Raw genomic sequence first — 24313 nt, 5'->3', positions numbered from 1 at the left:
CCACTACAGTGTAAAGCTAAGATTATTATAACGGCTAAATTTTTACACTCCAGAGAAACTGTAGCTTATGTTTAAAATGGCCCAATTTTAGCTTTTTGTGTCGCGGATTGCACTCTTGGGGCGAAATGCTGCTATCACTTGCGGATCGGTTTCGACATAAGGTCCTTCCAGCAACTGTATACAATACGGTACACTGGCAAAAATCCCTGGCACCACCACATTTCCCGCATCGTCTTTCAGCCCTTCCAGCGTCTCTTTGATGGATTTGGGTTGACCCGGCAGGTTCAGGATTAATGCCTGTTTACGAATAACCCCCACCTGACGCGATAAAATCGCCGTAGGCACAAAGCGCAAGCTGATCTGGCGCATCTGTTCGCCGAAACCCGGCATTTCTCGATCGGCCACCGCCAGCGTGGCATCCGGCGTGACATCCCGCCGTGCCGGTCCCGTACCTCCGGTTGTCAGCACCAGATGGCACTGACGCTCATCGACTAACTCACACAAAGCCTGTTCAATTAACGGCTGCTCATCGGGAATCAGACGGGATTCCACGTCAAAGGGTGTCGTCAGCGCAGCAGCAAGCCACTCCTGTAATGCAGGGATGCCTTTATCCTGATATATGCCGCTTGAAGCGCGGTCGGAGATGGATAACAGGCCAATTCGCAATCCATTCATAACAACATCTCTGTCAGTTAAAATCTCATTTTAACAATCTTTTTCATGCATGAGAGCAGCACATCGTTTAAGGCACTAGGTTATCAGCAATAATGTGAAATAAGCGGGTTTTTATGCCGCCAAAGGGAAAAGTTTGCGTTTATATTTAAAGTCACGGCCACTTAGCGCCGACACTGAGTATGTTAGCGCATTGCTGGCGGCAGCTGTACGCGCGAGTACCAAGGAAACGTTCATGGCCGGTCTGAAATATCAATTACTCAAACTCATCGCTCATCCGGTATCTGCGTTCTTCTTCTTTGGTTCCGTGGTTTTTTCTGCCGCCCTGTTCGTCATCTATCACGATCGTCAGGCTGAATGGGATACTCAGCGACATAACCTTGATAGTATTATTAATATTTATCAATCCTATAACACCGGCGGCGAAGTCAAAGACAGTGACATTCGTTTTTTGACCGGCGATTTTACCCAGGTGCGCGTCAGAACGTTGGGCTTCAACACGCGCGACACACAGTCGGAATGCATCACCCACCTGTCACAATTGGATTTGACCTTCAATGACATGACCATCCTGCGCCTGTGCAAAGACAAGCTGCCCGCGATGGGACAATATGCCGGCAAAGGAACCTACACCACCATTTTTCCGCTGATGTCGCCGCTGGACGAGCTGCACGGCGTTATCATACGCACAACTGGTGTATTGAGTGAACCGAAATTCTATAAGACCGTAATATCGTTCTCGTTTCTGCTCATTGCCGCATTTATGGCGTTACTCGCTGCCATGCTGGGCAGCGTGCTCTCGCTGTTTGCAAAAAAATACCTGATTGAGTTGCCCACCACCGCCCGCTACGACGATTTGACAGGCTACCTGCGCCGCGATGCCTTTTACCATGCGGCCAACAAGGTGCTGCAAATCGCCAATGTGACCCGGCGCCCCACCTGCGTCATCCTGATCGATATCGATCACTTTAAAAACGTAAACGATACCTTGGGCCACGACGGCGGCGATGAATTCGCTATCGTTCTACCCAATATCGCGCTGGATGACGCTTACTGGGTCGCTGAACGGGCTAGAGTCATATCGTTATACACATCGTTCTAACGCACTGTTTAATCAATGAGTTACGGGTTTATCTCAGAGTGGCATTTTGAACCTCAAAAAGCCAATGGGATGGCTTGAATGCCTTAATTCACGGGGTTCTGAGCATCCTGTTCAAAAAATGGCCAAAAGATGTGTATAACGATATGGGCTAGAGTAGCTGTGAGCAACGCCACCAGCGCCTCGTCTTCGGGCCAGAAGATGAAGCTCTCCGTGAGTATCGGTTTGGTGGAATATCACATCGCGCAGGAAGATCTTACCCAGGTGATGAAACGTGCCGATGAGAAACTCTATCTGGCGAAACGTGAGCGTAACCGCGTTGCGCTATAACCAGACCAAACGGTAACAACAAAAAGGCCGGGGAAACCCGGCTTTTGAGGTTACTGCCAAACTGACCTACGCTCACCGTCATTCCCACGCAGGCAGGAATCTCCTACAGATTACACGGTTTCTTCTGCCAGAGATCCCCGGCTTTCGCCGAGGATGACGAAGGGGAAAGGCTCCCCCGGAGAAAACCCGGCCTTCTACGTTAATTACAGCAGACCTTCAATCATTTTTTCCAGTTTGCCCTGATCGATAGCAAACTTGCGGATACCGTCTGCCAGTTTATCAACGGCCATCGGGTCCTGATTGTGCTGCCAGTAGAACTCGGCTTCAGTCATTTTCGCCGGACGCGCTTTAATCTCACCGCTATAAGCCAGTTTGCGCGGCACATCGCCGGTGGATTCCGACAATTCTTTCAGCAATGCTGGCGCAATGGTCAGGCGATCGCAGCCTGCCAGCTCTAGAATTTCGCCGCTGTTACGGAAGCTGGCACCCATCACCACGGTCTCGTAACCGTGCGCTTTGTAGTACTCATAGATTTCAGTAACGGAGATAACGCCCGGATCTTCCTGCGGCGCATACTCTTTCTTATCCGTGTTGGCTTTGTACCAATCCAGAATACGGCCCACAAACGGAGAAATCAGGAAGACACCGGCTTCCGCACAGGCACGCGCTTGCGCAAAAGAGAACAGCAGTGTCAGGTTACAGTTGATGCCTTCTTTTTCCAACTGCTCGGCGGCACGAATGCCCTGCCAGGTTGAAGCCAACTTAATCAGGATGCGATCGTTACTGATGCCCGCATAGTTATAGAGCTTAATCAGATGTTTAGCTTTGGCAACGCTCGCTTCGGTGTCATAAGAGAGGCGTGCATCCACTTCCGTGGAGATACGTCCAGGGATCAGTTTCAGGATTTCCAGACCAATATTGACGGCCAGTTTGTCCGTGGCATCGACAAGCTGCTGTTCCCGTTTGCTGCTCTGCTCACGCGCCCATTTCACCGCGTCTTCAATCAAAGAGCGGTATTCAGGAATTTGCGCCGCGTTCAGAATCAGGGAAGGGTTGGTGGTAGCATCCTGCGGTTTGTAGAGCTTCATCGCGGCGATATCACCGGTATCAGCCACGACCGTGGTCAGTTGGCGTAAGGAAGTCAGTTTATCCGTCATGTTGGCATATCTCGTTGTGGGTATATGAACGTCGTCTTGTGTTTCGCACTTATAAATTACTTATGTTTCGATAATAACACGCACCGCCCCCCGCGCAAGACAGCCTTTTCCTGTTGCAGCCATCGCCCCTTTTTTCCGTGTTTTTTGCTACAGTACTTGCAACAAAAACAGGGGAGCCATGCCATGTTGATCACCATTTCGCCAGCGAAAACGCTGGATTACACCAGCCCGTTAGCCACCGAGCGTTACACGCAACCCGCGTTGCTGGACCACGCCAGCGAACTGATCGCCCAGTGTAAACGGCTCACACCGGCACAGATCGCCTCGTTGATGGGCATCAGTGACAAACTGGCGGATCTCAACGCGGGACGTTTTAGCGAATGGCAGCCCCATTTCCCCCCCGACAATGCACGCCAGGCCCTGTTGGCCTTCAAAGGCGACGTGTATACCGGGCTTGCCGCAGAAGATTTCAGCGAGGCGGATTTCGATTTTGCCCAGCAGCATCTGCGCATGTTATCCGGGCTGTATGGCGTACTACGTCCGCTGGATCTGATGCAACCCTATCGTCTGGAAATGGGCACGCGGCTGGAGAACAAGGCTGGCAAAGATCTTTATCACTTCTGGGGTGATACCATCACGCAGCACCTCAATCAGGCACTACAGGCGCAGGGGGATGATATTCTCGTCAATCTGGCGTCAGATGAATACTTCAAATCCGTCAATGTCAAAAAGCTCAACGCTACGCTGATAAAACCGGTGTTTCTGGATGAGAAAAACGGCAAGTTCAAGGTGATCAGCTTCTACGCCAAAAAGGCGCGCGGTTTGATGAGCCGTTTTATTATCAAAAACCGGCTGACGCAGGTTGAGCAGCTACGAGATTTCAATCTGGAAGGTTACTTCTTTGCGGAATATGGCGCGACCCAGAACGAGCTTGTCTTTAAGCGCCACGCGCAGTGAAGGTTACCGTTCCCCGCACGGCGCGGGGAACGATGAGCATCGACTGTTATAACATCGACGGCTATAACAACAACGCTTATAACAACAGGGGTTATTCCGGCAACGCCATCAGGAACTGACGCAGTTGCGCGAAATCGGGTGCAAAGTTGTGCGAGAGCAATTCCAGATCCGCACGCTGCGCCAGCGCTTCCGGCAGATCCAGGGTTTTACCCAGAATGTCTTCTACGCTCTCTTTGAATTTCGCCGGATGCGCCGTCCCCAGGAACAAGCCGAACTCGCCCGGCTGAAGTTGGTCGCGCAGCAGACGATAAGCAATCGCCGCATGGGGTTCAGAGGTATAGCCCAGCGCTTCCAGTTCATGCATGGTCGCTTTGGTCACGTCATCACTCACCGCACCAAATCCCAGCGTTGGCAGCGCCCAGTTTTTACGACGGAACAGTTCCTCGACGCGCGGCCAGTTGTTCGGTTGGCTGACATCCATGGCGTTAGACAGCGTTGCTACTGTCGGGTTAGGCGCCCATTCGCCGTTGCTGAGATAACGTGGCACGGTGTCATTGGCATTGGTGGCAGCGATAAAGCGCTTGATCGGTAAGCCGAGGGATTTTGCCAACAGACCAGCCGTCAAATCACCGAAGTTGCCACTCGGCACCGACACAACCAGTTGCTGACGCGCGGCGGCAGGCAACTGCGCCACGACTTCAAAGTAATAGCAGATTTGTGCCAGCAAGCGGCTGATATTGATGGAGTTGGCTGAGTTCAAGCCAATAGCCTGTTTCAATTCTTCATCGTCAAACGCCTGCTTCACCAGCGCCTGGCACGCATCGAAATCGCTGTCGATCGCGATGGTATGGATATTGCCCCCCAGCGTACAGAACAGCTTCTCCTGCAACGAGCTGATTTTGCCGCGTGGATACAGAATCACCACACGCACGTTCTCCAGACCGTAAAACGCGTGCGCGACCGCGGCACCGGTATCACCGGAGGTTGCCGTCAAAATGGTGACTTTTTCTCCGTTGGAGACCTGTGCCAGCATTTGCGCCATAAAGCGCCCGCCAAAATCCTTAAACGCCAGCGTCGGGCCGTGGAACAGCTCCAGAGAGGCAATGTCTTCAGAGACCGTGGCAACCGGAGCCGGGAAGGTAAATGCCGCTTTAACACTTTGATAAACGGTTTCCGGCGCAATCTCATCACCCAGATAGGCAGAAAGAATGCGGCTGCTGCGCGTAACCAGATCCAGTTCCAGCAGGTCATCGATTTCCGTCGAACTGAACTCAGGCAATTCCAGCGGGAAGAACAGCCCTTGCTGGCGTCCAAGTCCCTGTTTGATCGCCTGCGCGAAGCTGACCTGCTCGTTGTGATCTTTTAAGTTGTAAAGTTTCATGCCTTATCCCAATTGACGTGCGCCTGTCGTGTCCAGACGGCAAATATGAACAAACCCTTCATCGTTCTGCAAATAGTTATCTTGCAGCCAACTGGCCAGACGCTGCGCCTTTTCCATATCGTCGCATACGGAAAACAGCGTCGGCCCAGAACCGGAGATACCGCACGCCAGCGCACCGATATCTTTTGCCGCCTGACGCGCCTCGGCAAACCCAGGCAGCAGGCGCGTACGGTACGGCTCGGCGATCACATCCTGCATCAACGCCGCCGCCAGCGTAGGCTGGCGGGTGTGGCAAGCGTGAATAAAGCCCGCCAGATAACGGCCATGGCTGATGCAATCCTGGCGGCTATACTGCGCGGGCAGAATGGCACGCGCTTCCGCAGTTGACACTTTGATCCCCGGATAGGCCATAACCCACAGCCAATCGTCAAACGCAGGCACTGGCTGACTGATGATGCCATTTTGCTCGATCATCAGTTGAATACCGCCCAGGAAGCACGGCGCAACATTATCGTAGTGCACGCTGCCAGAAATACGCCCTTCCAGTTCACCCATCAGCGCCAGCAAACGCGTATCATCCAGCGGTTTGCCACAAAATTCGTTCATCGCCATCAGACCGGCAACCACGGAACAAGCACTGGACCCCAGACCCGAGCCGATCGGCATGTTCTTTTCCAGCGTCATAGCGACAGGAATGGTTTTCCCCACTTCCTGACAAAACCGCTCCCAACACTGGTAGACAATATTCTCTTTCTGTTCACTCGGCAGTTTGCCGACAAAACGGCCTTCATTACGTAAGCTGAAGCTCTCAGCAGCCGTTACGGTCACGCAATCGCCCAACAGTGAGCCATCAACAGGCGTAACCGCCGCGCCCAGTACATCAAACCCAACGCTGACGTTGCCGATCGACGCGGGCGCATAAATTTTAACCATCATTATACTCCTGACTTCCATGACAGCGTGCGCAACAGATCGGCAAACACACCGGCCGCTGTCACATCATTACCCGCGCCATAACCGCGCAGCACCAGCGGCAATGGCTGGTAATACTGGCTATAGAACGCCAGCGCATTCTCACCGTCTTTTACTTTGAACAGCGGATCGTTACCGCCCACTGCGCTAATTTGCACTTTGCAGCGCCCTTCTTCAATCACGCCGACATAACGCAACACTTTACCTGCTTCCAGCGCTTGCGCCACTTTTTCACTGAATTGCGCATCCAGCTCTGGCAAACGCGCCATAAAGGTTTCGACATCGCCTGAAGCATCAAAGGACGGCGGCAGCACCGACTCTACGTCGATATCGGCCAGTTCCAGCTTATAGCCCGCTTCACGCGCCAGAATCAACAGTTTGCGCGCCACATCCATGCCGGACAGATCGTCACGCGGATCGGGTTCGGTGTAACCATTGGCTTTCGCCTGCAACGTCGCCTGCGACAAGCTCATGCCTTCATCCAGCTTACCGAAGATAAAGGAGAGCGACCCCGAGAGGATCCCGGTGAAACGCAGCAACTCATCCCCGGCATTCAACAGGTTTTGCAAGTTTTCAATCACCGGAAGCCCGGCGCCAACGTTGGTGTCATACAGGAACTTACGGCGTGATTTACCGGCTACGCTGCGCAGTTGCTGGTAATAGCTCATGGAACCGGTGTTAGCCTTTTTGTTGGGCGTGACGACATGGAAGCCATCGGCCAGAAAGTCAGCATACTGATCTGCCACCACCTGATTAGAGGTACAGTCCACGATAACCGGGTTAAGCAGATGATACTCTTTCACCAGACGAATCAGACGACCCAGATTAAAGGGTTCGCGTGCCTCATTCAGCGCTTCACGCCATGAATCCAGCGCAATGCCGTTAATATTGGTCAGCAAGGCTTTGGAGTTGGCAATACCACAGACGCGCAGATCGATATGTTTCTGCTTCAGCCACGGCTGCTGGCGGTGAATTTGCTCCAGCAAAGCGCCGCCTACACCGCCTACACCGATAACGAACACATCGATCACTTGATCGGTATTAAACAGCATCTGGTGCGCCACACGCACGCCAGTCACCGCCACGTCGTTATCCACCACCACAGAGATGGAGCGCTCAGAGGAACCCTGCGCAATCGCGATGATATTGATATTGGCACTGGCCAATGCGGAGAACAGACGGGCAGAAAGGCCGCGCAGCGTGCGCATACCGTCGCCCACCACGGAAATGATCGCCAGACGTTCGGTGATATCCAGCGGCTCCAGCACACCGTCTTTCAGTTCCAGATAGAATTCATCTTCCAGCGTTTTCTTGGAACGCGCCAGTTCGCTTTGCGACATGCAGAAGCTGATGCTGTACTCGGAAGAGGACTGCGTGATCAGCACCACCGAAATGCCCGCACGGGACATCGCCGCAAACACGCGCGCGGCCATCCCCACCATGCCTTTCATGCCGGGGCCGGAGACGTTAAACATCGCCATATTGTTCAGGTTGGTGATGCCTTTTACCGGATATTGGGTATCGGTGCTGTCTAAACCAATCAGAGTGCCGGGCGCTTGGGGATTTTCGGTATTTTTAATCAGGCAGGGAATTTGGAACTGGGCGATGGGAGCGATGGTACGGGGGTGAAGTACTTTGGCACCGAAGTAGGAGAGCTCCATCGCTTCCTGATACGACATCGACTTCAGCAGTCTCGCATCAGGCACCTGACGCGGGTCGCAGGTGTAGACACCGTCCACGTCAGTCCAGATTTCACAACAGTCAGCGCGTAAACAGGCGGCCAACACGGCGGCAGAATAATCAGAGCCGTTGCGGCCCAGTACCACCAGTTCCCCTTTATCATTACCCGCCGTGAATCCCGCCATCAGAATCACGTGATCGGAAGGAATGCCTTGCTCGGCGATACGGCGCGTGGATTCCGCGATATCCACGGTAGATTCCAGATAATGCCCCTGTGCCAGCAGGCGTTTTACCGGGTCGATAACCGAGACCTTATAACCACAGGCCTGAAATACCGCTTCCATGATAGCAATAGAGAGCTTCTCGCCACGGCAGATAATGCTGGCGTTGACGCTGTCCGGGCATTGCCTCAACAGTGAAATGCCGTGCAGAACCTGTTTCAACTGGCCCAGTTCTTGTTGTACCAGCGTGGACAAGCGCTCATACGGGAAACCCGGCTGGGATTCTGCCAGCCCTTTTAGCAGAGAAGAAAAGATAGTTTCGGCATCATTGATATGCGGCAGAATATCTTGGCCCGCAACGGTTTTATCAATCATCGCCACCAGGTGATTGGTGATTTTCGCCGGGGCAGACAGCACGGTGGCAACCTGTCCCTGACGCGCATTGCTCTCGATGATATCGGCAACGCGCGCAAAACGCGCCGCATTCGCCACGGAAGCCCCGCCAAATTTCAACACTCGCATTTTTATCTCTTCTCCTGAGTTTCAGTCACCAAAACACGCCGTGCGCTTTTGGCTGCCGCCGCTGGCGGCAAGGGTCGGCGGAACCTGCTCTTCGCCGTAAAAAAAAGCCCGCACTGTTTAGGTGCGGGCTTTTTCAGATTCTTTTCTACGCGTCAGCCCGCACCGTTACTGGTAGTAATGGTGGTGGTAATAATGGTGGTGGTCAGGCTGATTTGACGCATGCGTAAAGGACTCTCGATCAACAAATCGGTTTCTATCCTCTATTAGTTAAGGCAATCGAGACATGAAGTCAATGGATTTCTTTTTTTCATCTCACTTCAGTGCCTTCTCAATATCGTGCAGCAGCGTATGCAGCATGGCGGTATCCCGCTGCTGTAACAACCCGATGCGTTGCAGTAGCCAATATCGCAGTTTCTCGTCATCGTCTACCTGCAACGTCACCAACAGCTTTTCCAGCCGATGACGCAGCGCCACCAACTGCCCGGCTTGAGCGACTTCGGCAGTCTCTGCCTGCACCTGCATCAGTTGCGCCAACTGGTAACAATAGACCATGACGGCCTGCCCTAAATTCAGTGACGGGTAGTCTGCCTGCATCGGCACACCCGTCAATATATCCGCCAGCGCCAACTCGTCGTTGGTGAGGCCAGAATCTTCACGGCCAAACACCAGCGCTGCCGAACCGACCCACTGCTGTTTCTCCTGCATCAACCCAAGCAACTCTGTCGGCGTGCAGTAATAGTGAAACCTGGCTCGCGAGCGCGCTGTCGTCGCGACGGTAAAATCCACATCGGCCAACGCGTCAGCAAGCGTAGGGTAGCAGGTCACATTATCCAGAATATCACCGGCCCCGTGCGCCACGCGGCGTGCACCTGGCTCAAGGTGCGCCTGACTGTCAACAATACGCAGTGAATGAAATCCCATGGTTTTCATGGCGTTGGCTGCCGCCCCCACGTTCTCTGGGCGAGCTGGCTCGACCAGCACAATAAAAAACTGCACAAAACCTCCAAAGAAGAGAAAATGGCTGACGAACGTGCGATACCCGGCATGCGCCGTCCCCCACGCCGTCGTTTAATTTAACATAAATGAAACATTCGAGCGTCACCTTACGGTAAAAAATGCGGGTCAGGCTTAAAAAGGGATAAAAACCAAAAAATTCATTACATATGCCTTAATATCAATGCATTATATAATGACCATCGCGAGATGGCGTTCCGTGTTCGTTGCGGTCGCTTGCGCTGCTGAATCGTATCCAAATCAGGCAGATTGTGACTTAAGCTGTCAATCTTATAAGTATTTTTCACAAAATAGTTAACGTGCTACAATTAAATTTGATATATGTCAACGGAACCGTAGATTTGTGAGCGATCAAAATAGGCGCTTACTGTTATGTTGCTGTTAATAAGGTTAAACTATGCACCACTTTAGGCGTAGTTGAGTTAGCCTGATTATCATCTGATATCGCCGGTTATCACGTAGAAAGCACTGGCGCTGCCCGCGCAACTGATTCACGCGGAATTTTGTCAGCGTCAGGCAACCGATACGCGGAGATGTCGTTGCTGTAGCAACGTGCCGCATCGGGTGAAGTCAGGCATGCACCAGGAAGGTATTTGCGTACTTTAGTCTACATTGCGAGAGTGAGCGTGTTCTTTGCGCCTCAAGCTCCGGTAAGAGCCCTATAATCTCGCACCAGGCGTGCGGGCACGAAAAGACCGATGGCGACTTCTGTACTTCCGAATTCTATAATTAGTTGGCAATTTTAGGTAGCAAACATGCAGACCCCGCACATTCTTATTGTCGAAGACGAGTTGGTAACTCGCAACACCCTCAAGAGCATCTTTGAGGCTGAAGGATATGTCGTTCACGAAGTCACTGACGGCGCTGAGATGCACCATATCCTGTCCGAACATGATATCAATCTGGTGATCATGGACATCAATCTGCCCGGCAAAAATGGCCTGCTGTTGGCACGCGAACTGCGTGAACAGGCTAGCGTCGCGCTGATGTTCCTGACCGGGCGCGATAACGAAGTGGATAAGATCCTCGGCCTGGAAATCGGTGCTGATGATTACATCACCAAACCGTTTAACCCACGTGAGTTGACTATCCGTGCACGTAATTTGCTGTCCCGTACCATGAATTTGGGCGGTGTGAGCGAAGAGCGTCATCTGGTAGAAAGCTACCGTTTTAATGGTTGGGAACTGGACATCAACAGCCGTTCGCTGATTAGCCCAGCGGGTGAGCAGTACAAACTGCCGCGCAGCGAGTTCCGTGCGATGCTGCACTTCTGCGAAAACCCCGGCAAGATTCAGACCCGTGCCGAGCTGTTGAAGAAAATGACCGGCAGCGAGCTGAAACCGTACGACCGCACCGTGGACGTGACGATTCGCCGCATTCGTAAGCATTTCGAATCTACAGCCGATACGCCGGAAATCATCGCCACCATTCACGGCGAAGGCTACCGTTTCTGCGGCGATCTGGAAGACTAACGCACGCCACCCGTTACTTAAAAAGGCCGAAACCTGCTGGTTTCGGCCTTTTTTCTATATCAGCACCGATTATTCCCTAAGACACTACTCGCTCTTGCCCCAGGGAATGATCGGCACCGCGCTCAAGGCGTTTTTTGGCGAGCCGTCGACCAAACGATCGGAGTAGGTCAGGTAGACCAGCGCGTTGCGTTTTTCATCGTAGAAACGGACCACCTGAAGTTTTTTGAACACCAGTGACGTGCGTTTTTGGAACACCACCGTGCCACTATCATCACTTTTCTTTATCTTATCCGACAGCGTAATCGGCCCAACCTGCTGGCAGGAAATGGCGGCATCGGAGGTATCTTCTGCCAAACCTAACCCCCCATATCGTTATACACATCTTTCTAACGCACTGTTTAATCAATGAGTTACGGGTTTATCTCAGAGTGGCATTTTGAACCTCAAAAAGCCAATGGGATGGCTTGAATGCCTTAATTCACGGGGTTCTGAGCATCCTGTTCAAAAAATGGCCAAAAGATGTGTATAACGATATGACCTAACCCCCCTTTGATACCTCCGGTTTTAGCACGGCTCAAATAGCAGGTAACGTTCGCAACATCAGGATCATCAAAGGCTTCCACCACAATTTTATGGTCTGGCCCCAGCAGTTTGAAAACCGTATCTACAGAACCAATCTGTTCCGCCTTGGCGACGCAAACTACGCCCAACAACGCGAAACAGGCTCCCATGATTAATGCGTTTTTCATCAATATTTCTCTCTGTCTGGAAACAAGTTACAGGGGCTTTTCCCCCTCTGACGAGGCTGTTACTAGATATAGGGCTAAAGCATGCAAATTTCACCTGATTGTTTGTATAAATTATTCAAAAATCTTAAGCGGTGACAACAGCAAAAAGTTGCTATGATGACTGATCTCTATGCGCTTCGTGCTTTGTGTGTTCTATCGAGGATGTTCTATGGATCAAGCCAGTATCATACGTGACCTGCTCAATTGGCTGGAAAACCATCTTGACCAGCCACTGTCCCTGGATAACGTGGCAGCAAAAGCCGGCTACTCCAAATGGCACCTGCAACGTATGTTCAAAGATGTCACTGGGCACGCTATCGGCGCGTACATTCGTGCACGCCGGTTGACCAAAGCCGCGATGGCACTGTGTATGACCGGCAGACCGATCCTTGATATCGCGCTGCAATACCGCTTCGATTCACAGCAAACGTTCACCCGCGCTTTTAAAAAGCAGTTTGCACAGACGCCAGCCTCTTACCGCCGTGCCGAAGAGTGGAATACCTATGGTATTCGCCCCCCGTTGCGCCTGGATGAATTTACGCTGCCGCAGCCCGAATTTGTCACACTGCCAGATACGCAACTTGTGGGTGTCACGCAAAACTGCAACTGTTCTCTGGAGCAGATCTGTAATTTCCGCACGGAAATGCGCGTGCACTTCTGGCGGCAGTATCTGGGCGAGGCCAAGTGCATTCCCCCCTTGCTGTACGGCTTGCACCACACCCGTCCGAGCAAGGATAAAGAAGACGAGCATGATGTGCTCTATACCACTGCGGTGGAGCCGAAGCACGTTTCTGAAGGGGTTCACCCCGGCGAACCGATTACGCTCCCCGGCGGCGAGTATGCTTTGTTCGTCTATGAAGGCCCCACGGATGCGCTACAGGATTTTATTATCAGCCTGTACGATACCTGTCTGCCCACCTTCGAGCTGACGCGTCGCGATGGCTGTGACGCAGAGCGTTTTACCCCGAATGGGACGAAAGAAGACGGACCACCGAAAGTGATCCGCTGCGAATACCTGATCCCTATCCGTCGCTAAGCGCGCACACCGTTAACGCTGGAGTTCATCCAATGCCGGGGTATCAAGATGAGAAACATCCCCGGCGGTTTCCACGACCCAACCGGACGCCAACCACGGGCTCTGCTGATAATCGATGCGGGAGAGCGAGCAGTTACGCAACCGCAAACGGCGTTCCGCGCTGGCAGGCAGCCCAAGTATGGTGCTTAACAAGCAGCCGAGGGCCATACCATGACTGACCAGCAGCGGACGACTGCCAGGCGGCAGCGCCAGACAGCGATCGAGCACCTGATGCATACGCATTGCCATCTCCGCCATGGATTCCCCTTTGGGAATGCGGCCATCTGGCGTACCGTCCACCAGTTGCTTGCGCCAGGTTTCCTCCTGCGGACTGAGCGTGTCTATGTCACGCATTTCCAGCACGCCCATATTCAGCTCACGCAAATTAGGGTCTTCAACCACTTCACAGTGGTGGCAAGACTGCGCAATAATCTCGGTAGTGCGGCGCGTCCTCCCTAAATCGCTGGTAAAGATATGCGTGATGCCTAGCGTTTTAACACGGTTCGCAACCTGATAGGCCTGCTGTTCGCCTTGTGCGGTCAACGGGCTGTCGGATTGTCCCTGAATACGCCGAGCCACGTTCCATTCCGTTTCACCGTGGCGAACAAGATATACCTGTAACATCGCTTTTTTCCATTATACTGCGTCAAATTAACTAAAAGAGTATGAACCGTTATGTACCATGTTGTCGCTGCCACTACCAACCCGGCAAAAATTAAGGCTATTACACTCGCATTCACGGATGTCTTTGGCGAAGAAAACTGTCGCATCGAAGGTGTTGATGTCGACAGCGGCGTTTCTCATCAGCCCTTGGGTTCCACCGAAACGCGTACCGGAGCCCGCAACCGCGTTATGCGCACCCGCCAGGTTCGGCCCGAGGCCAATTTCTGGGTCGGCGTCGAAGCTGGCATTGAAGAGAGCATGACGTTCGCCTGGATGGTGATCGAAAACCCACATCTGCGTGGTGAATCACGCTCCGCCAGCCTGGTGCTGCCGGAAAGTATATTACAAGGAATCAAGGAAGGAAGAGAGCTGGGAGACGAAATGGCACGTTTGACCGGCATTCAGGACATTAAACATCAGGGCGGTGCGATTGGCGTGTTCACCGACGGTAAACTGACGCGCACCTGCGTCTACTATCAGGCACTGTTGTTAGCTTTGGTGCCCTTCCACAACCCCATTTACAGCCAGCCGAGCTAAATAACTGTTCCGAATAGTAGATCACCTGAAGGGAACTCAGTCCGAGTAGAGCGATCTGATCAATCGATAAAGATCCCAAATCATCAACCGGACTGAGCGATGTCGAGCATAGCACCGATACCCCGTAACGAACGACGCCTGATGAAGAAAACTCTCCATAAAACGCGTGACAAGAATCACGCCCGCAGGCTGACCGCCATCCTGATGTTGCACCGGGGCGAGCGCGTGAGCGATGTCGCCAGAATGCTTTGCTGCGCCCGTTCGTCAATCGGCAGATGGATTAACTGGCTCACCCTGTACGGCATTGAAGGCCTCAAATCTCTGCGGCCCGGTCGTGGCCGTCGCTGGCCGTTTGAACAGATCTGCGCACTGTTAATCCAGCTCGTAAAGCGTTCCCCTCATGATTTTGGCTATCAGCGTTCGCGCTGGAGCACGGAACTGCTAGCGATAAAAATCAATGAGATAACCGGTTGCCAGTTGCATGCTTCCACGGTGCGCCGTTGGTTGCCTTCTGCCGGTCTGGTGTGGCGACGCGCAGCTCCTACGCTGCGTATCCGCGACCCGCATAATGAAGAAAAAATGGAGGCCATCGCGATGGCGCTGGAACAATGCAGCGCGGAACATCCCGTCTTTTACGAAGACGAAGTGGATATTCATCTGAATCCCAAAATTGGCGCGGACTGGCAGGTTCGCGGGAAGCAGAAACGTATCGTGACGCCGGGCCAGAACGAGAAATATTATCTGGCGGGTGCATTACACAGCGGGACGGGGAAAGTCAGCGATGTTGGAGGAAGCAGTAAAAGATCGTGTTTGTTTATCAGTATGTTAGAGCATCTGAGAGCAACGTACAGACTGGCAAAAACGCTCACGCTGATAGTTGATAACTACATTATTCACAAAAGCCGGGAGACGCAGCGCTGGCTGGAAGAAAACCCGAAATTCAGGGTTATTTATCAGCCGGTGTACTCACCATGGGTAAATCATGTAGAGCGGTTATGGCAGGCGTTGCATGAAACCATTACCCGCAATCATCAATGCTGTTCAATGTGGCAGTTACTGAACAAGGTTCGTCGCTTCATGGAAACCGTCAGCCCGTTTCCCAGTGGAAAACATGGACAGGCAAAAGTGTAGCGATATTAGGTACAGCTATTTAGCCCGTTTAAGGGGCGCGATGCCCCTTAATCTCTACGACATCCCACAGACCTATTTGCCCTCAGGCAGCAGTTGTGCGTCCAGCCACTGTTTCAGTGCAGGCGGTGCCGCTTTTAAACTGTTAGATCCTCGCGTGATGGTAGCAATACCGGCACCCAATTCGTTTTTCAATTCACGCTGGCTCATCTCTCCTCGCATCAGCTCCTGAATAATGCGCACACGCGTAGCAAGCGCCGTGCGTTCGTCCGGCGTCAACAACAGTTGCAATAGAGGGTGATGCAGATCCTCCGCCACGGAGAGCTTCAATAGCTCAACAAACTTGAGCCAATCTTCATTGCCGTGTTCGGAAAACGCGGGATCGGTATGTGATAAAGGGGTCATAGCGGGCTGCCATACTCGTTGACGAGTACAGCAGCATAGCATAATCATTGAGAAATCACCGATATCGTGCGCGAAAAATCGCATCGGTAACGCAACACCTAGTAACGCTGTCCCCACTCTGCTGACGTCAATACGCTGTCATTCTGATGCAGGAAGTAGCGATAGAAAGCATCGTAGGCCAGCACGTTTTTCACATAGCCACGTGTTTCGGTAAATGGAATGCTTTCAATAAAGGCAACCGGATCGAGACGCCCTGCGCTGTTTTTCAGCCAGGTATTCACGCGCGAAGGACCGGCGTTATAGGCTGCACTGGCAAGGATACGGTTGTTATTGAAGGTCTGATAGACATCATCCAGATAAGTGGTGCCCAACAGAATATTGGTTTCGGGATCGAACAGTTGGCTGCTGTTGACATAGCCGCTCAGGTTGCCCTTTTTCGCGGTATGCTGCGCGGTGGCCGGCATCAGTTGCATCAGGCCAGAGGCACCGACCGGAGAGCGCGCTTGCGGGTTCCAGGCGCTTTCCTGGCGGGCAATCGCCATCGCATAGCTCTGTTGAATGGCACGCCCTTGGGTCATTCGCTGGAAGGTGTCGCGCCATGCCAGCGGGAAACGTTCTTCCAGATTGTCCCACAGCTTAGCTACAATGGTCGCCTGCACGCTGAGGTCAGCCCAGCATTGATCAAACGCGTAACGCGCTAACGCTCCCTGACGCGGCTTATCGCTGTTCGCCACCAGTTCCCCCCATTCGCTACGCGCCAGATTGTCCATGTTCCAGTACATCAATTCGCGCACGCGCGCAATTTCCGGCCGTTGTGCCAATGTCTTATCCGGGATGGACGAGGTAATGGTCAACGAATAAGGGATACCGAGCTTCTGCGCGGCAACCATCGGGTAGAAACCCCGTCCCTGCATCAGCGATCGCAGTATGACTTCCCCATCCTGACGCTGCCCGTTATCTAACAGCAACATCGCTTGCCAGTAGCGCCACTCATCTTTTTGTAACGCCTCAGTCGGAAGTTTCGCGAGCCAGAAGCGCAGCCCCGCTTTATCCCCCTCTCCGAGCGTCATACGTACCCTGCGTTCAATCAGGCTGGTGGATTGGCTGCGCTGCGTAACAGCATCACGCCAGGCGGCCTGTTCTGGCATCGCACCGGTTCCCATCCAACGCCAAGCCACCGCTTCTTCCATCTCGCGGCGATCGGCTTCGCTCATTTTTTGCAGCCGCACCAATACGCTGATAAGCGCACGGGCACCCTCTTCATCCTGTCGAACCAGTTGGCGGAAGGCAACCAGAGTGGCATTGCGCGTAAAATCGGTTGGCCCCACGCTGCGTGCAAAGCGCTCTACGGTTTTGGGGTCATTCTGTAACTTAATCAACGCATCGCTGATGGTACGGTAATCAGGCGGAAGCTGTTTCACCAGATAGTTAACCAGCCCGGTGCTGCCTTCGTTCATTGCCAGCCGAATGCGCTCCAGTACGGCGATCGGCGTTTTTTCACCAGCGGCTTCCCAAACGGCAAACAGCTTATCGCAAGTGGTAGGCAGCGAACGGCCGGTCAGCCAAATGGCCTTTGCTTCATCCCACACGCCCTGACGCTGCCCCGTAGCGAAACGGGCATAGAGGTGATTACAGTGCGCCGCAACCGGTTTGGGTGAGGTGGGCGCAAAGGCCAGCAAGCCCGCCCAATCCTCGCGGCGCGCCAGTTCATTCACAAACAGGGATTTCAGGTTACGCGCAGGCGGTAATGTTGGATAACGCGCCGAGAATGCGCTGACGTCGCTGCTGCTCACCTGCCCCAGCGATTGTGTTAACGCGCGGTATTCCAGATAAGGATAAAGCGGGTAATCGCGCAAAGTTGGCATCAACGCCTGCACGGTATCCATTTGATTACTGTCCCATGCCTGCTTAACCTGCTGATAAATCTGGCGTTGAGCATCCAGCGTATCCGCCATGGCTGAGCTTGTAACCCCCGCCAGACACTGGATGGCAATGCGCGCCCAGCGCCCCATGTTACCCTTCATCCAAACCACCTCATCCCAAACGGTTATCGACATGCAATGTGCACATCACTGATACATTTCGCCTCAGAATGCCGCCGTCGGTGCAAACAGGGTGTTCGCATCAGCGAAATTTGCATCATCCAGACGACATTTGCTGCCCTCCAGTGTGGCACAGGATGCGCGGCGGCGATATGTCGCAAAAGGGAATAAAATGTCAAGCAACGTAAGGATAACCGTTTATAAATTCCGGGTAGGACGCTGTGCGCCAAAACGCAGCCCTTAGAGCCATTTCACAGAGTGACAGACAGTAAGGGATGATGGCTGGGATCGCACAGCAAAACCAGCTACACTCCGCATCAGCATAACGATAAATCGAAGAGGGCGACGCCCCACCTTCATCGTTAACCTCGATGCAGCGCGGGCTACGCACTGCATCCTTTAACCCATAGAGAGGCGAAGTCGCAACGTGGCTCAATACGTCTATACCATGCACCACGTCGGCAAAGTGGTTCCGCCGAAGCGCCATATTTTAAAGAATATCTCCCTCAGCTTCTTCCCGGGCGCAAAAATTAGCGTGCTGGGTCTGAACGGCGCAGGGAAATCCACCCTGCTGCGTATCATGGCTGGGATCGATAAAGACATCGAAGGGGAAGCGCTCCCGCAACCCGGCATCAAAATAGGCTATTTGCCACAGGAGCCGCAGCTCAACCCGGAACACACAGTACGTGAATCCGTCGAAGAAGCGGTATCGGAAGTGGTCGGTGCGCTCAAACGTCTGGATGAAGTGTATGCACTGTACGCCGATCCGGATGCCGACTTCGACAAGCTGGCAGCGGAACAGGGTAAGCTGGAAGAGATCATTCAGGCGCACGATGGCCATAATCTGGATAACCAGTTAGAACGCGCTGCCGATGCGCTGCGCCTGCCGGAATGGGATGCAAAAATCGCCAAACTGTCCGGGGGCGAGCGCCGTCGCGTGGCGCTGTGTCGTCTGCTGTTGGAAAAACCAGACATGCTGCTGCTCGACGAACCGACCAACCACCTGGATGCGGAGTCCGTAGCCTGGTTGGAACGCTTCCTGCACGACTTCGAAGGCACCGTGGTAGCCATCACCCACGACCGTTACTTCCTTGATAACGTGGCTGGCTGGATTCTGGAACTGGACCGCGGCGAAGGCATTCCGTGGGAAGGCAACTACTCTTCCTGGCTGGAGCAAAAAGATCAACGTCTGGCGCAAGAAGCCTCTCAGGAAGCGGCTCGCCGTAAATCCATTGAGAAAGAGCTGGAGTGGGTGCGCCAGGGTGCCAAAGGCCGTCAGGCCAAGGGCAAAGCCCGTTTGGCTCGCTTTGAAGAGCTCAACAGCACCGAATACCAGAAGCGTAACGAAACCAACGAACTGTTCATTCCACCAGGTCCCCGTCTGGGCGACAAAGTGGTGGAAGTCACCAACCTGAGTAAGGCCTACGGTGAGCGCCAACTGATTGATGGCCTGTCGTTCGCGGTGCCCAAAGGGGCGATTGTTGGGATTATCGGTCCGAACGGTGCTGGTAAATCAACGCTGTTCCGTATGATGTCCGGCCAAGAGCAGCCCGATTCCGGTACTATCGAACTGGGCGAAACGGTAAAACTAGCGTCGGTCGATCAGTTCCGTGACAGCATGGACAACAGCAAAACCGTGTGGGAAGAAGTCTCTGGCGGGCTGGACATCATGCGTGTTGGCACCACCGAGATGCCAAGCCGCGCCTATGTTGGCCGCTTTAACTTTAAAGGTACCGATCAGGGCAAACGCGTCGGCGAACTGTCCGGCGGTGAGCGCGGTCGTCTGCATCTGGCGAAGCTGCTGCAAGTCGGTGGGAACGTGCTTCTGCTTGATGAACCGACCAACGACCTGGATATTGAAACCTTGCGCGCGCTGGAAAACGCCCTGCTGGAGTTCCCCGGCTGCGCCATGGTCATTTCCCACGACCGTTGGTTCCTTGACCGTATTGCTACCCACATTCTGGATTACCAGGATGAAGGCAAGGTGGAGTTCTTCGAAGGTAACTTCACCGAGTACGAAGAGTACAAGAAACGCACGTTGGGCGCAGACGCACTGGAACCTCACCGCATCAAGTACAAGCGTATCGCGAAGTAATGAGCTGTTAGCGCAAGGTAGTAAAATATCTCGTCATATCAAACGCCCCGGTTATTGCCGGGTCGTTTTTTTATGGTGATTGCCGCTCAATAGCGATCAAAAGGATTCCCAATTCTGATTGTAATCCGGCTTGACCCGTTTTGTACCTGCCGCAGGCAGCGCAGGTTTGCTCTGCACTGACGTTGGAACAGCAGCGCCCGTCGAGGCTGCCAGCGCGCGCGGGGACGCTGGCGAAGCTATCTGGAATACCGCAACCGCCTGCGTCAAACGCCCAGCCTGATCCTCCAGCGATACCGCCGCCGCAGAGGCCTCCTGTACCAACGCCGCATTCTGCTGCACTGCACTATCCATTTCCGACACCGCCTGACTCACTTGGCTGATACCCCGGCTCTGTTCATCAGACGCGGAGGCGATTTCCCCCATGATGTAGGTCACGCTGGTGACCGCCTGAACGATCTCACCAATGGTTTCTCCCGCCTGTGACACCAGATGCGCGCCGGTATCAACGAGGCGACCTGATTCACCGATCAGGGATTCAATCTCTTTTGCCGCCTGTGCACTGCGCTGCGCCAGGCTGCGCACTTCACCGGCCACCACGGCAAACCCGCGCCCTTGCTCACCAGCACGGGCGGCTTCAACGGCGGCATTCAGCGCCAGAATGTTGGTCTGGAAAGCAATGCTGTTAATCACGGAGGTAATGTCCGCAATCTTGCGTGAACTGGTAGAAATATCGCTCATGGTGGTCACCACGTTATTCACGATATCACCGCCCTTCTCCGCTTTGGTTGAGGCATTTTTCGCCAGTTGGCTGGCATGGTGAGCGTTATCGGAGTTTTGTTTCACCGTAGCCGTCAGTTGTTCCATACTGGCGGCAGTCTCTTCTAGCGCGGCGGCCTGCTGCTCCGTGCGTGAGGAGAGATCGATGTTACCCGCAGAAATTTCCGTGGCCCCCAGATGAATCGCCGTTGCCCCTTCGCGCACCACACTAACCGTTTCTGCCAATGCGGCCTGCATGTTCTGGACATTCTGTCCCAGAATACCGATTTCGTTACGCCCCATCTCACTAGCACTTTGAGTTAAATCCCCGGCGGCAATACGTTGAATGCGCATCACCAACCGATCTAGCGGAGCCAGTAATGCATTGCGGATAATCACGTAGATGATCGCAGCCATCACAATGGAAGCCACAAAGGAGAGCGCCATCAGCATAAAGCCCCGGCGCGAATTGGCCTCGGCGTGCTGTTTGATTTGCGTAGCGTTATCTGTCAGATAACGCACCGCTTTACGCACCGATTGCGCGTAGTTTTCGTCCAGTTTGCGCGATTCATCGCTTTCCAGTGAAATGACTTCTTCAAATTCGCCTCGCTTCACCGCCTCGATGATCAGTTTGACCGCGTTATCGCGGTACGCCGCGTAGTTAACGGCGAGTTCATCATCCAATCCAGCGGGTGCGTTGAATTTATCCGGCCGGGCCAGATATTCATCGAAGCGTTTTTTGTGAGCTTTTTACCCGGTTTTCCGCCAGTGTCAGTGCGCTTTTATAGCCCTCTGCATCACCAACGCGTTGAGTTGCCGCCGCCTGAACTAACAGTTGGCGAGCAACGCGCAACTGATCCATGCTGCTGCTGATGCCAGCACGCACATCAGAAACCAGGTTGGCCCGATCTAATGCATCATTACTCTGTTCTAAGAAAATAACTCGCCGTACCGATGGAGATAGCGAACAGTAATAAAATAATCGTTAACAGACTAATAAATAGCGTAACAAGTCTGATTTTGTTGATATAACCTGAATTTCCTTTTAATTCGGACATGACTGTTTTTCTCACTTCGACAACGGCTGGTATGGATATCCCTTCCGCAACGCACCATGAACAGCATTGGCGTTGCTAAAAAAACATCGTCAGATTCATGTTTTATCGGCAATGGCGTGAAAACATCCATCTTTAAGTCGTGATCACAATCACATTTCAAATAAAGTGGTGTTATATTTCTAAAAATAAGAAATGATTTTTCACATTATATAACGCGTCACACTATCAGGATAAAGGTGTGGTCAGCGTGACATATTCCGCCAGCGCATCATGTTGCAGCACAAATTCGATAAAGCAGGCCATTGCGGGAGAATTAAGTTTCCTGCTGGGATAAACCAAATAGAGTTCATTAGGTTCTGCACTCCATTCAGGCAACACGCGTACCAATGGTCGGGGCAGATCGACGCCATCGACAAGAAACGCGGGCAACAGAGTAATGCCAGCGCCCGCCATCGCACATTCACGGGCATACAGCAGATTGTCCGTGGTGTGCGTCAGCGGAAGCAGCCAGCGATAATCCTCGCTGCCGAGCTGCAATGATCACTCCGCCCAGGCACGATGGGCAATGCATTGGTGAGACTGAAGCTGCTGCGGATGCACCAATGCCGGGTGGCCCGCCACATAGTGCGGCGATGCCACCAGATAACGCGGCGTCACACCCAACGGTCTGCCAATCAGAGACGAATCCAGCGGCTTGCCGGTGCGAAATGCCACGTCAAACCCTTCATCAACTAAATCCACCAGCGTGTCAGAGATGGCAATTTCCAGAGATACGGCGGGAAAGCGGCGCTGAAACTCTGTAGTCAAGCGCGCCAGCAGAGTGGCACCGAAACCAGCCGGGCTGGTGATGCGAAGCCGCCCGCTCGGATTATCACGTAAATGTTGAATAGCGAGATCGGCCCGCTCACTGGCCTGCATCATCTCCTGGCAATGGATCAGATAGCGCTCGCCAGCAAACGTCAGGCTGATCTTGCGCGTAGTGCGGTTTAGCAACCGTAACCCAAGCTGCTGTTCGAGCTGACTGATACGCAAGCTGAGGCTGGATTTGGCCATGCCAGCCTTGAGCGCGGCCTGTGTCACACTGCCACATTCGGCTACCAGCGCAAACAGCGCCATATCTTGCCACTGCCTGAACATGGAGGGTTTAAACATAACTGTTCGCCTATAACAAACACTTCGTTAATGATTGTCCATCTTATCAGCACGATGAGTTCGTTCTACACTTTTCTCATCGAAACAATGAGGAACAGATCATGACCGTACATGCTATTGCCGTTGACCCCCAACATCCCGAACGTTTTATCGCCATTACCCAAGAGCAGCCGCAACCCGGCCCACACGATCTGCTGGTTGAGGTAAAAGCGGTATCCATCAATCCTGTCGATACCAAAGTCCATGCCGGTTTGCGGAAAAACGGGTTGGCTGAGCCGCGCGTTTTAGGCTGGGATGCTAGTGGTACCGTACTTGCCATTGGCGATCGCGTCAGCGGTTTTCAGGTGGGCGATGAAGTGTGGTATGCCGGCGATATCACACGCGCTGGCAGCAACAGCTCGCATCAACTCATTGATGCACGGATTGTGGCGCACAAACCGGTATCCCTTGACTGGGCCACCGCCGCTGCGCTGCCACTGACCGCGCTCACCGCCTGGGAAGGACTGTTTGAACACCTTGAGATTCAGGACGCTGACGCAGGGAAAAACCTGCTGATTATCGGCGGCGCGGGCGGCGTTGGCTCTCTGGCTATTTCACTGGCGGCACTGCGCAGCAAGGTCAATGTCATCGCCACGGCATCCCGTCCTGATTCGGCAGACTGGTGCCGTCAGCGCGGTGCCGATCTCGTGGTTGATTATCGCGATTTAGTCGAGGAACTGAAAAAAGCAGGCATCACCCAAGTGGATTATATTTTCTGCCTGAACGACACCGACGGCCACTGGAGCGCGATAGGCACCTTGATCGCCCCGCAGGGCAAGATTTGCACTATTGTGGAAAACGAACGTCCTCTGGATCAGAACGAACTGAAGCGCAAAAGTGCCTCGCTGCATTGGGAATTCATGTTTACCCGCAGCATGTGCCAAACGCCGGATATGGAACAGCAAGGGAGAATTCTGCAAGAAGTAGCACACCTGGTGGACGCGGGCAAACTGCAAGGCACCGCCAGTGAAGTATTGAACGGGTTAAATGTTGAAACGCTGCAACAGGCTCACGCCAAGGTGCAGGAAGGGCATATGCGCGGCAAGGTGACTATCGCGTTATAAACCCTCGCGTTGTCAGCCTCTTTAAGCAAACAGC

The 24313-nt window shown here is 53.3% G+C and carries 20 protein-coding genes, 3 pseudogenes and 1 other annotated feature; of the genes and pseudogenes, 9 read left to right on the top strand and 14 right to left on the bottom strand.

Translation table 11 applies throughout. The features are described from left to right. Window positions 1–87 precede the first annotated feature (87 nt). Window positions 88–675: a molybdopterin adenylyltransferase gene (mog, locus tag ACWWJF_RS15345; protein ID WP_455869925.1), complete on the bottom strand. Its 588-nt coding sequence runs from the start codon at window positions 673–675 to the stop codon at window positions 88–90. A 190-nt stretch (window positions 676–865) separates the two neighbouring features. Here mog and ACWWJF_RS15340 point away from each other — a divergent pair, with 190 nt between their 5' ends. Together ACWWJF_RS15340 and ACWWJF_RS15335 are read left to right on the top strand one after the other, a co-directional pair. After that, entirely contained in the window at window positions 866–1774 is a 909-nt protein-coding gene (locus ACWWJF_RS15340) for a GGDEF domain-containing protein (RefSeq protein ID WP_455869924.1), read from the top strand. Between the two features lie 129 nt (window positions 1775–1903). Further along, a complete protein-coding gene (locus ACWWJF_RS15335) occupies window positions 1904–2101 on the top strand; it encodes a diguanylate cyclase domain-containing protein (RefSeq protein WP_455869923.1) in 198 nt (65 codons plus the stop codon). Window positions 2102–2304: 203 nt separating this feature from the next. On the opposite strand, the gene tal is transcribed toward ACWWJF_RS15335, so the two are convergent. Beyond that, complete coding sequence (gene tal / locus ACWWJF_RS15330) at window positions 2305–3258, bottom strand: transaldolase (RefSeq protein WP_455869922.1); 954 nt, start codon at window positions 3256–3258, stop codon at window positions 2305–2307. Between the two features lie 183 nt (window positions 3259–3441). On the opposite strand from tal, the gene yaaA reads away from it, so the two are divergent. Then, entirely contained in the window at window positions 3442–4215 is a 774-nt protein-coding gene (gene yaaA / locus ACWWJF_RS15325; protein ID WP_455869921.1) for a peroxide stress protein YaaA, read from the top strand. Between the two features lie 91 nt (window positions 4216–4306). Here the strand turns inward: yaaA and thrC are convergent, their stop codons facing one another. The 5 genes from thrC to ACWWJF_RS15300 form a co-directional block, all read right to left on the bottom strand. Then, window positions 4307–5596 carry a threonine synthase gene (thrC, locus tag ACWWJF_RS15320; protein WP_455869920.1) on the bottom strand — a complete coding sequence of 430 codons (1290 nt, stop codon included), beginning with the start codon at window positions 5594–5596 and terminating at the stop codon, window positions 4307–4309. A gap of 3 nt (window positions 5597–5599) precedes the next feature. Further along, complete coding sequence (gene thrB, locus ACWWJF_RS15315) at window positions 5600–6529, bottom strand: homoserine kinase (protein ID WP_455871113.1); 930 nt, start codon at window positions 6527–6529, stop codon at window positions 5600–5602. Between the two features lie 2 nt (window positions 6530–6531). Then, window positions 6532–8991 (bottom strand): bifunctional aspartate kinase/homoserine dehydrogenase I, encoded by a 2460-nt coding sequence (thrA, locus tag ACWWJF_RS15310; protein ID WP_455869919.1) that lies wholly within the window; start codon window positions 8989–8991, stop codon window positions 6532–6534. 97 nt (window positions 8992–9088) lie between these two features. After that, window positions 9089–9205, bottom strand: a sequence feature (Thr leader region). Continuing rightward, the gene (gene thrL / locus ACWWJF_RS15305; RefSeq protein ID WP_455871112.1) at window positions 9144–9212 is read right to left on the bottom strand and encodes a thr operon leader peptide; all 69 of its coding nucleotides are present in this window, start codon (window positions 9210–9212) and stop codon (window positions 9144–9146) included. Its footprint overlaps the feature before it by 62 nt. 91 nt (window positions 9213–9303) lie before the next feature. Next, window positions 9304–9987 (bottom strand): tRNA/rRNA methyltransferase, encoded by a 684-nt coding sequence (locus ACWWJF_RS15300; RefSeq protein WP_455869918.1) that lies wholly within the window; start codon window positions 9985–9987, stop codon window positions 9304–9306. A 773-nt stretch (window positions 9988–10760) separates the two neighbouring features. Between ACWWJF_RS15300 and arcA the strand changes: the two genes are divergently transcribed. Continuing rightward, window positions 10761–11477 carry a two-component system response regulator ArcA gene (gene arcA / locus ACWWJF_RS15295; protein ID WP_455869917.1) on the top strand — a complete coding sequence of 239 codons (717 nt, stop codon included), beginning with the start codon at window positions 10761–10763 and terminating at the stop codon, window positions 11475–11477. Between the two features lie 84 nt (window positions 11478–11561). On the opposite strand, the pseudogene ACWWJF_RS15290 reads toward arcA, so the two are convergent. Together ACWWJF_RS15290 and ACWWJF_RS15285 are read right to left on the bottom strand one after the other, a co-directional pair. Continuing rightward, a pseudogene (locus ACWWJF_RS15290) lies at window positions 11562–11843 on the bottom strand (CreA family protein); the annotation flags it as partial. A 107-nt stretch (window positions 11844–11950) separates the two neighbouring features. Continuing rightward, window positions 11951–12226 carry a CreA family protein gene (locus ACWWJF_RS15285; RefSeq protein WP_455869916.1) on the bottom strand — a complete coding sequence of 92 codons (276 nt, stop codon included), beginning with the start codon at window positions 12224–12226 and terminating at the stop codon, window positions 11951–11953. Between the two features lie 208 nt (window positions 12227–12434). On the opposite strand from ACWWJF_RS15285, the gene robA reads away from it, so the two are divergent. After that, window positions 12435–13301, top strand: a complete 867-nt coding sequence (gene robA, locus ACWWJF_RS15280) for an MDR efflux pump AcrAB transcriptional activator RobA (RefSeq protein ID WP_455869915.1) — start codon at window positions 12435–12437, stop codon at window positions 13299–13301. A gap of 12 nt (window positions 13302–13313) precedes the next feature. Here robA and gpmB read toward each other — a convergent pair whose 3' ends face one another. After that, entirely contained in the window at window positions 13314–13964 is a 651-nt protein-coding gene (gene gpmB, locus ACWWJF_RS15275; RefSeq protein WP_455869914.1) for a 2,3-diphosphoglycerate-dependent phosphoglycerate mutase GpmB, read from the bottom strand. Between the two features lie 51 nt (window positions 13965–14015). Between gpmB and yjjX the strand changes: the two genes are divergently transcribed. After that, on the top strand, window positions 14016–14540 hold the full coding sequence (yjjX, locus tag ACWWJF_RS15270; RefSeq protein WP_455869913.1) for an inosine/xanthosine triphosphatase: 525 nt from the start codon (window positions 14016–14018) through the stop codon (window positions 14538–14540). A gap of 99 nt (window positions 14541–14639) precedes the next feature. Then, window positions 14640–15671 (top strand): IS630 family transposase, encoded by a 1032-nt coding sequence (locus tag ACWWJF_RS15265; RefSeq protein WP_455869912.1) that lies wholly within the window; start codon window positions 14640–14642, stop codon window positions 15669–15671. Between the two features lie 72 nt (window positions 15672–15743). Here the strand turns inward: ACWWJF_RS15265 and trpR are convergent, their stop codons facing one another. Together trpR and sltY are read right to left on the bottom strand one after the other, a co-directional pair. Next, on the bottom strand, window positions 15744–16073 hold the full coding sequence (gene trpR, locus ACWWJF_RS15260) for a trp operon repressor (protein ID WP_455869911.1): 330 nt from the start codon (window positions 16071–16073) through the stop codon (window positions 15744–15746). 98 nt (window positions 16074–16171) lie between these two features. After that, the gene (gene sltY, locus ACWWJF_RS15255; RefSeq protein WP_455871111.1) at window positions 16172–18085 is read right to left on the bottom strand and encodes a murein transglycosylase; all 1914 of its coding nucleotides are present in this window, start codon (window positions 18083–18085) and stop codon (window positions 16172–16174) included. A gap of 457 nt (window positions 18086–18542) precedes the next feature. On the opposite strand from sltY, the gene ettA reads away from it, so the two are divergent. Next, a complete protein-coding gene (ettA, locus tag ACWWJF_RS15250; protein ID WP_455869910.1) occupies window positions 18543–20210 on the top strand; it encodes an energy-dependent translational throttle protein EttA in 1668 nt (555 codons plus the stop codon). A gap of 96 nt (window positions 20211–20306) precedes the next feature. Here the strand turns inward: ettA and ACWWJF_RS15245 are convergent. Then, window positions 20307–22024 (bottom strand): annotated as a pseudogene (locus tag ACWWJF_RS15245) (methyl-accepting chemotaxis protein). A 225-nt stretch (window positions 22025–22249) separates the two neighbouring features. Next, window positions 22250–23161 (bottom strand): annotated as a pseudogene (locus ACWWJF_RS15240) (LysR family transcriptional regulator). A 116-nt stretch (window positions 23162–23277) separates the two neighbouring features. Between ACWWJF_RS15240 and ACWWJF_RS15235 the strand changes: the two are divergent. Next, a complete protein-coding gene (locus ACWWJF_RS15235) occupies window positions 23278–24279 on the top strand; it encodes a zinc-binding alcohol dehydrogenase family protein (protein ID WP_455869909.1) in 1002 nt (333 codons plus the stop codon). Window positions 24280–24313 lie beyond the last annotated feature (34 nt).

The sequence above is a fragment of the Symbiopectobacterium sp. Eva_TO genome (assembly GCF_053848865.1).
This window is presented reverse-complemented; position numbering and strand designations above follow the sequence as displayed.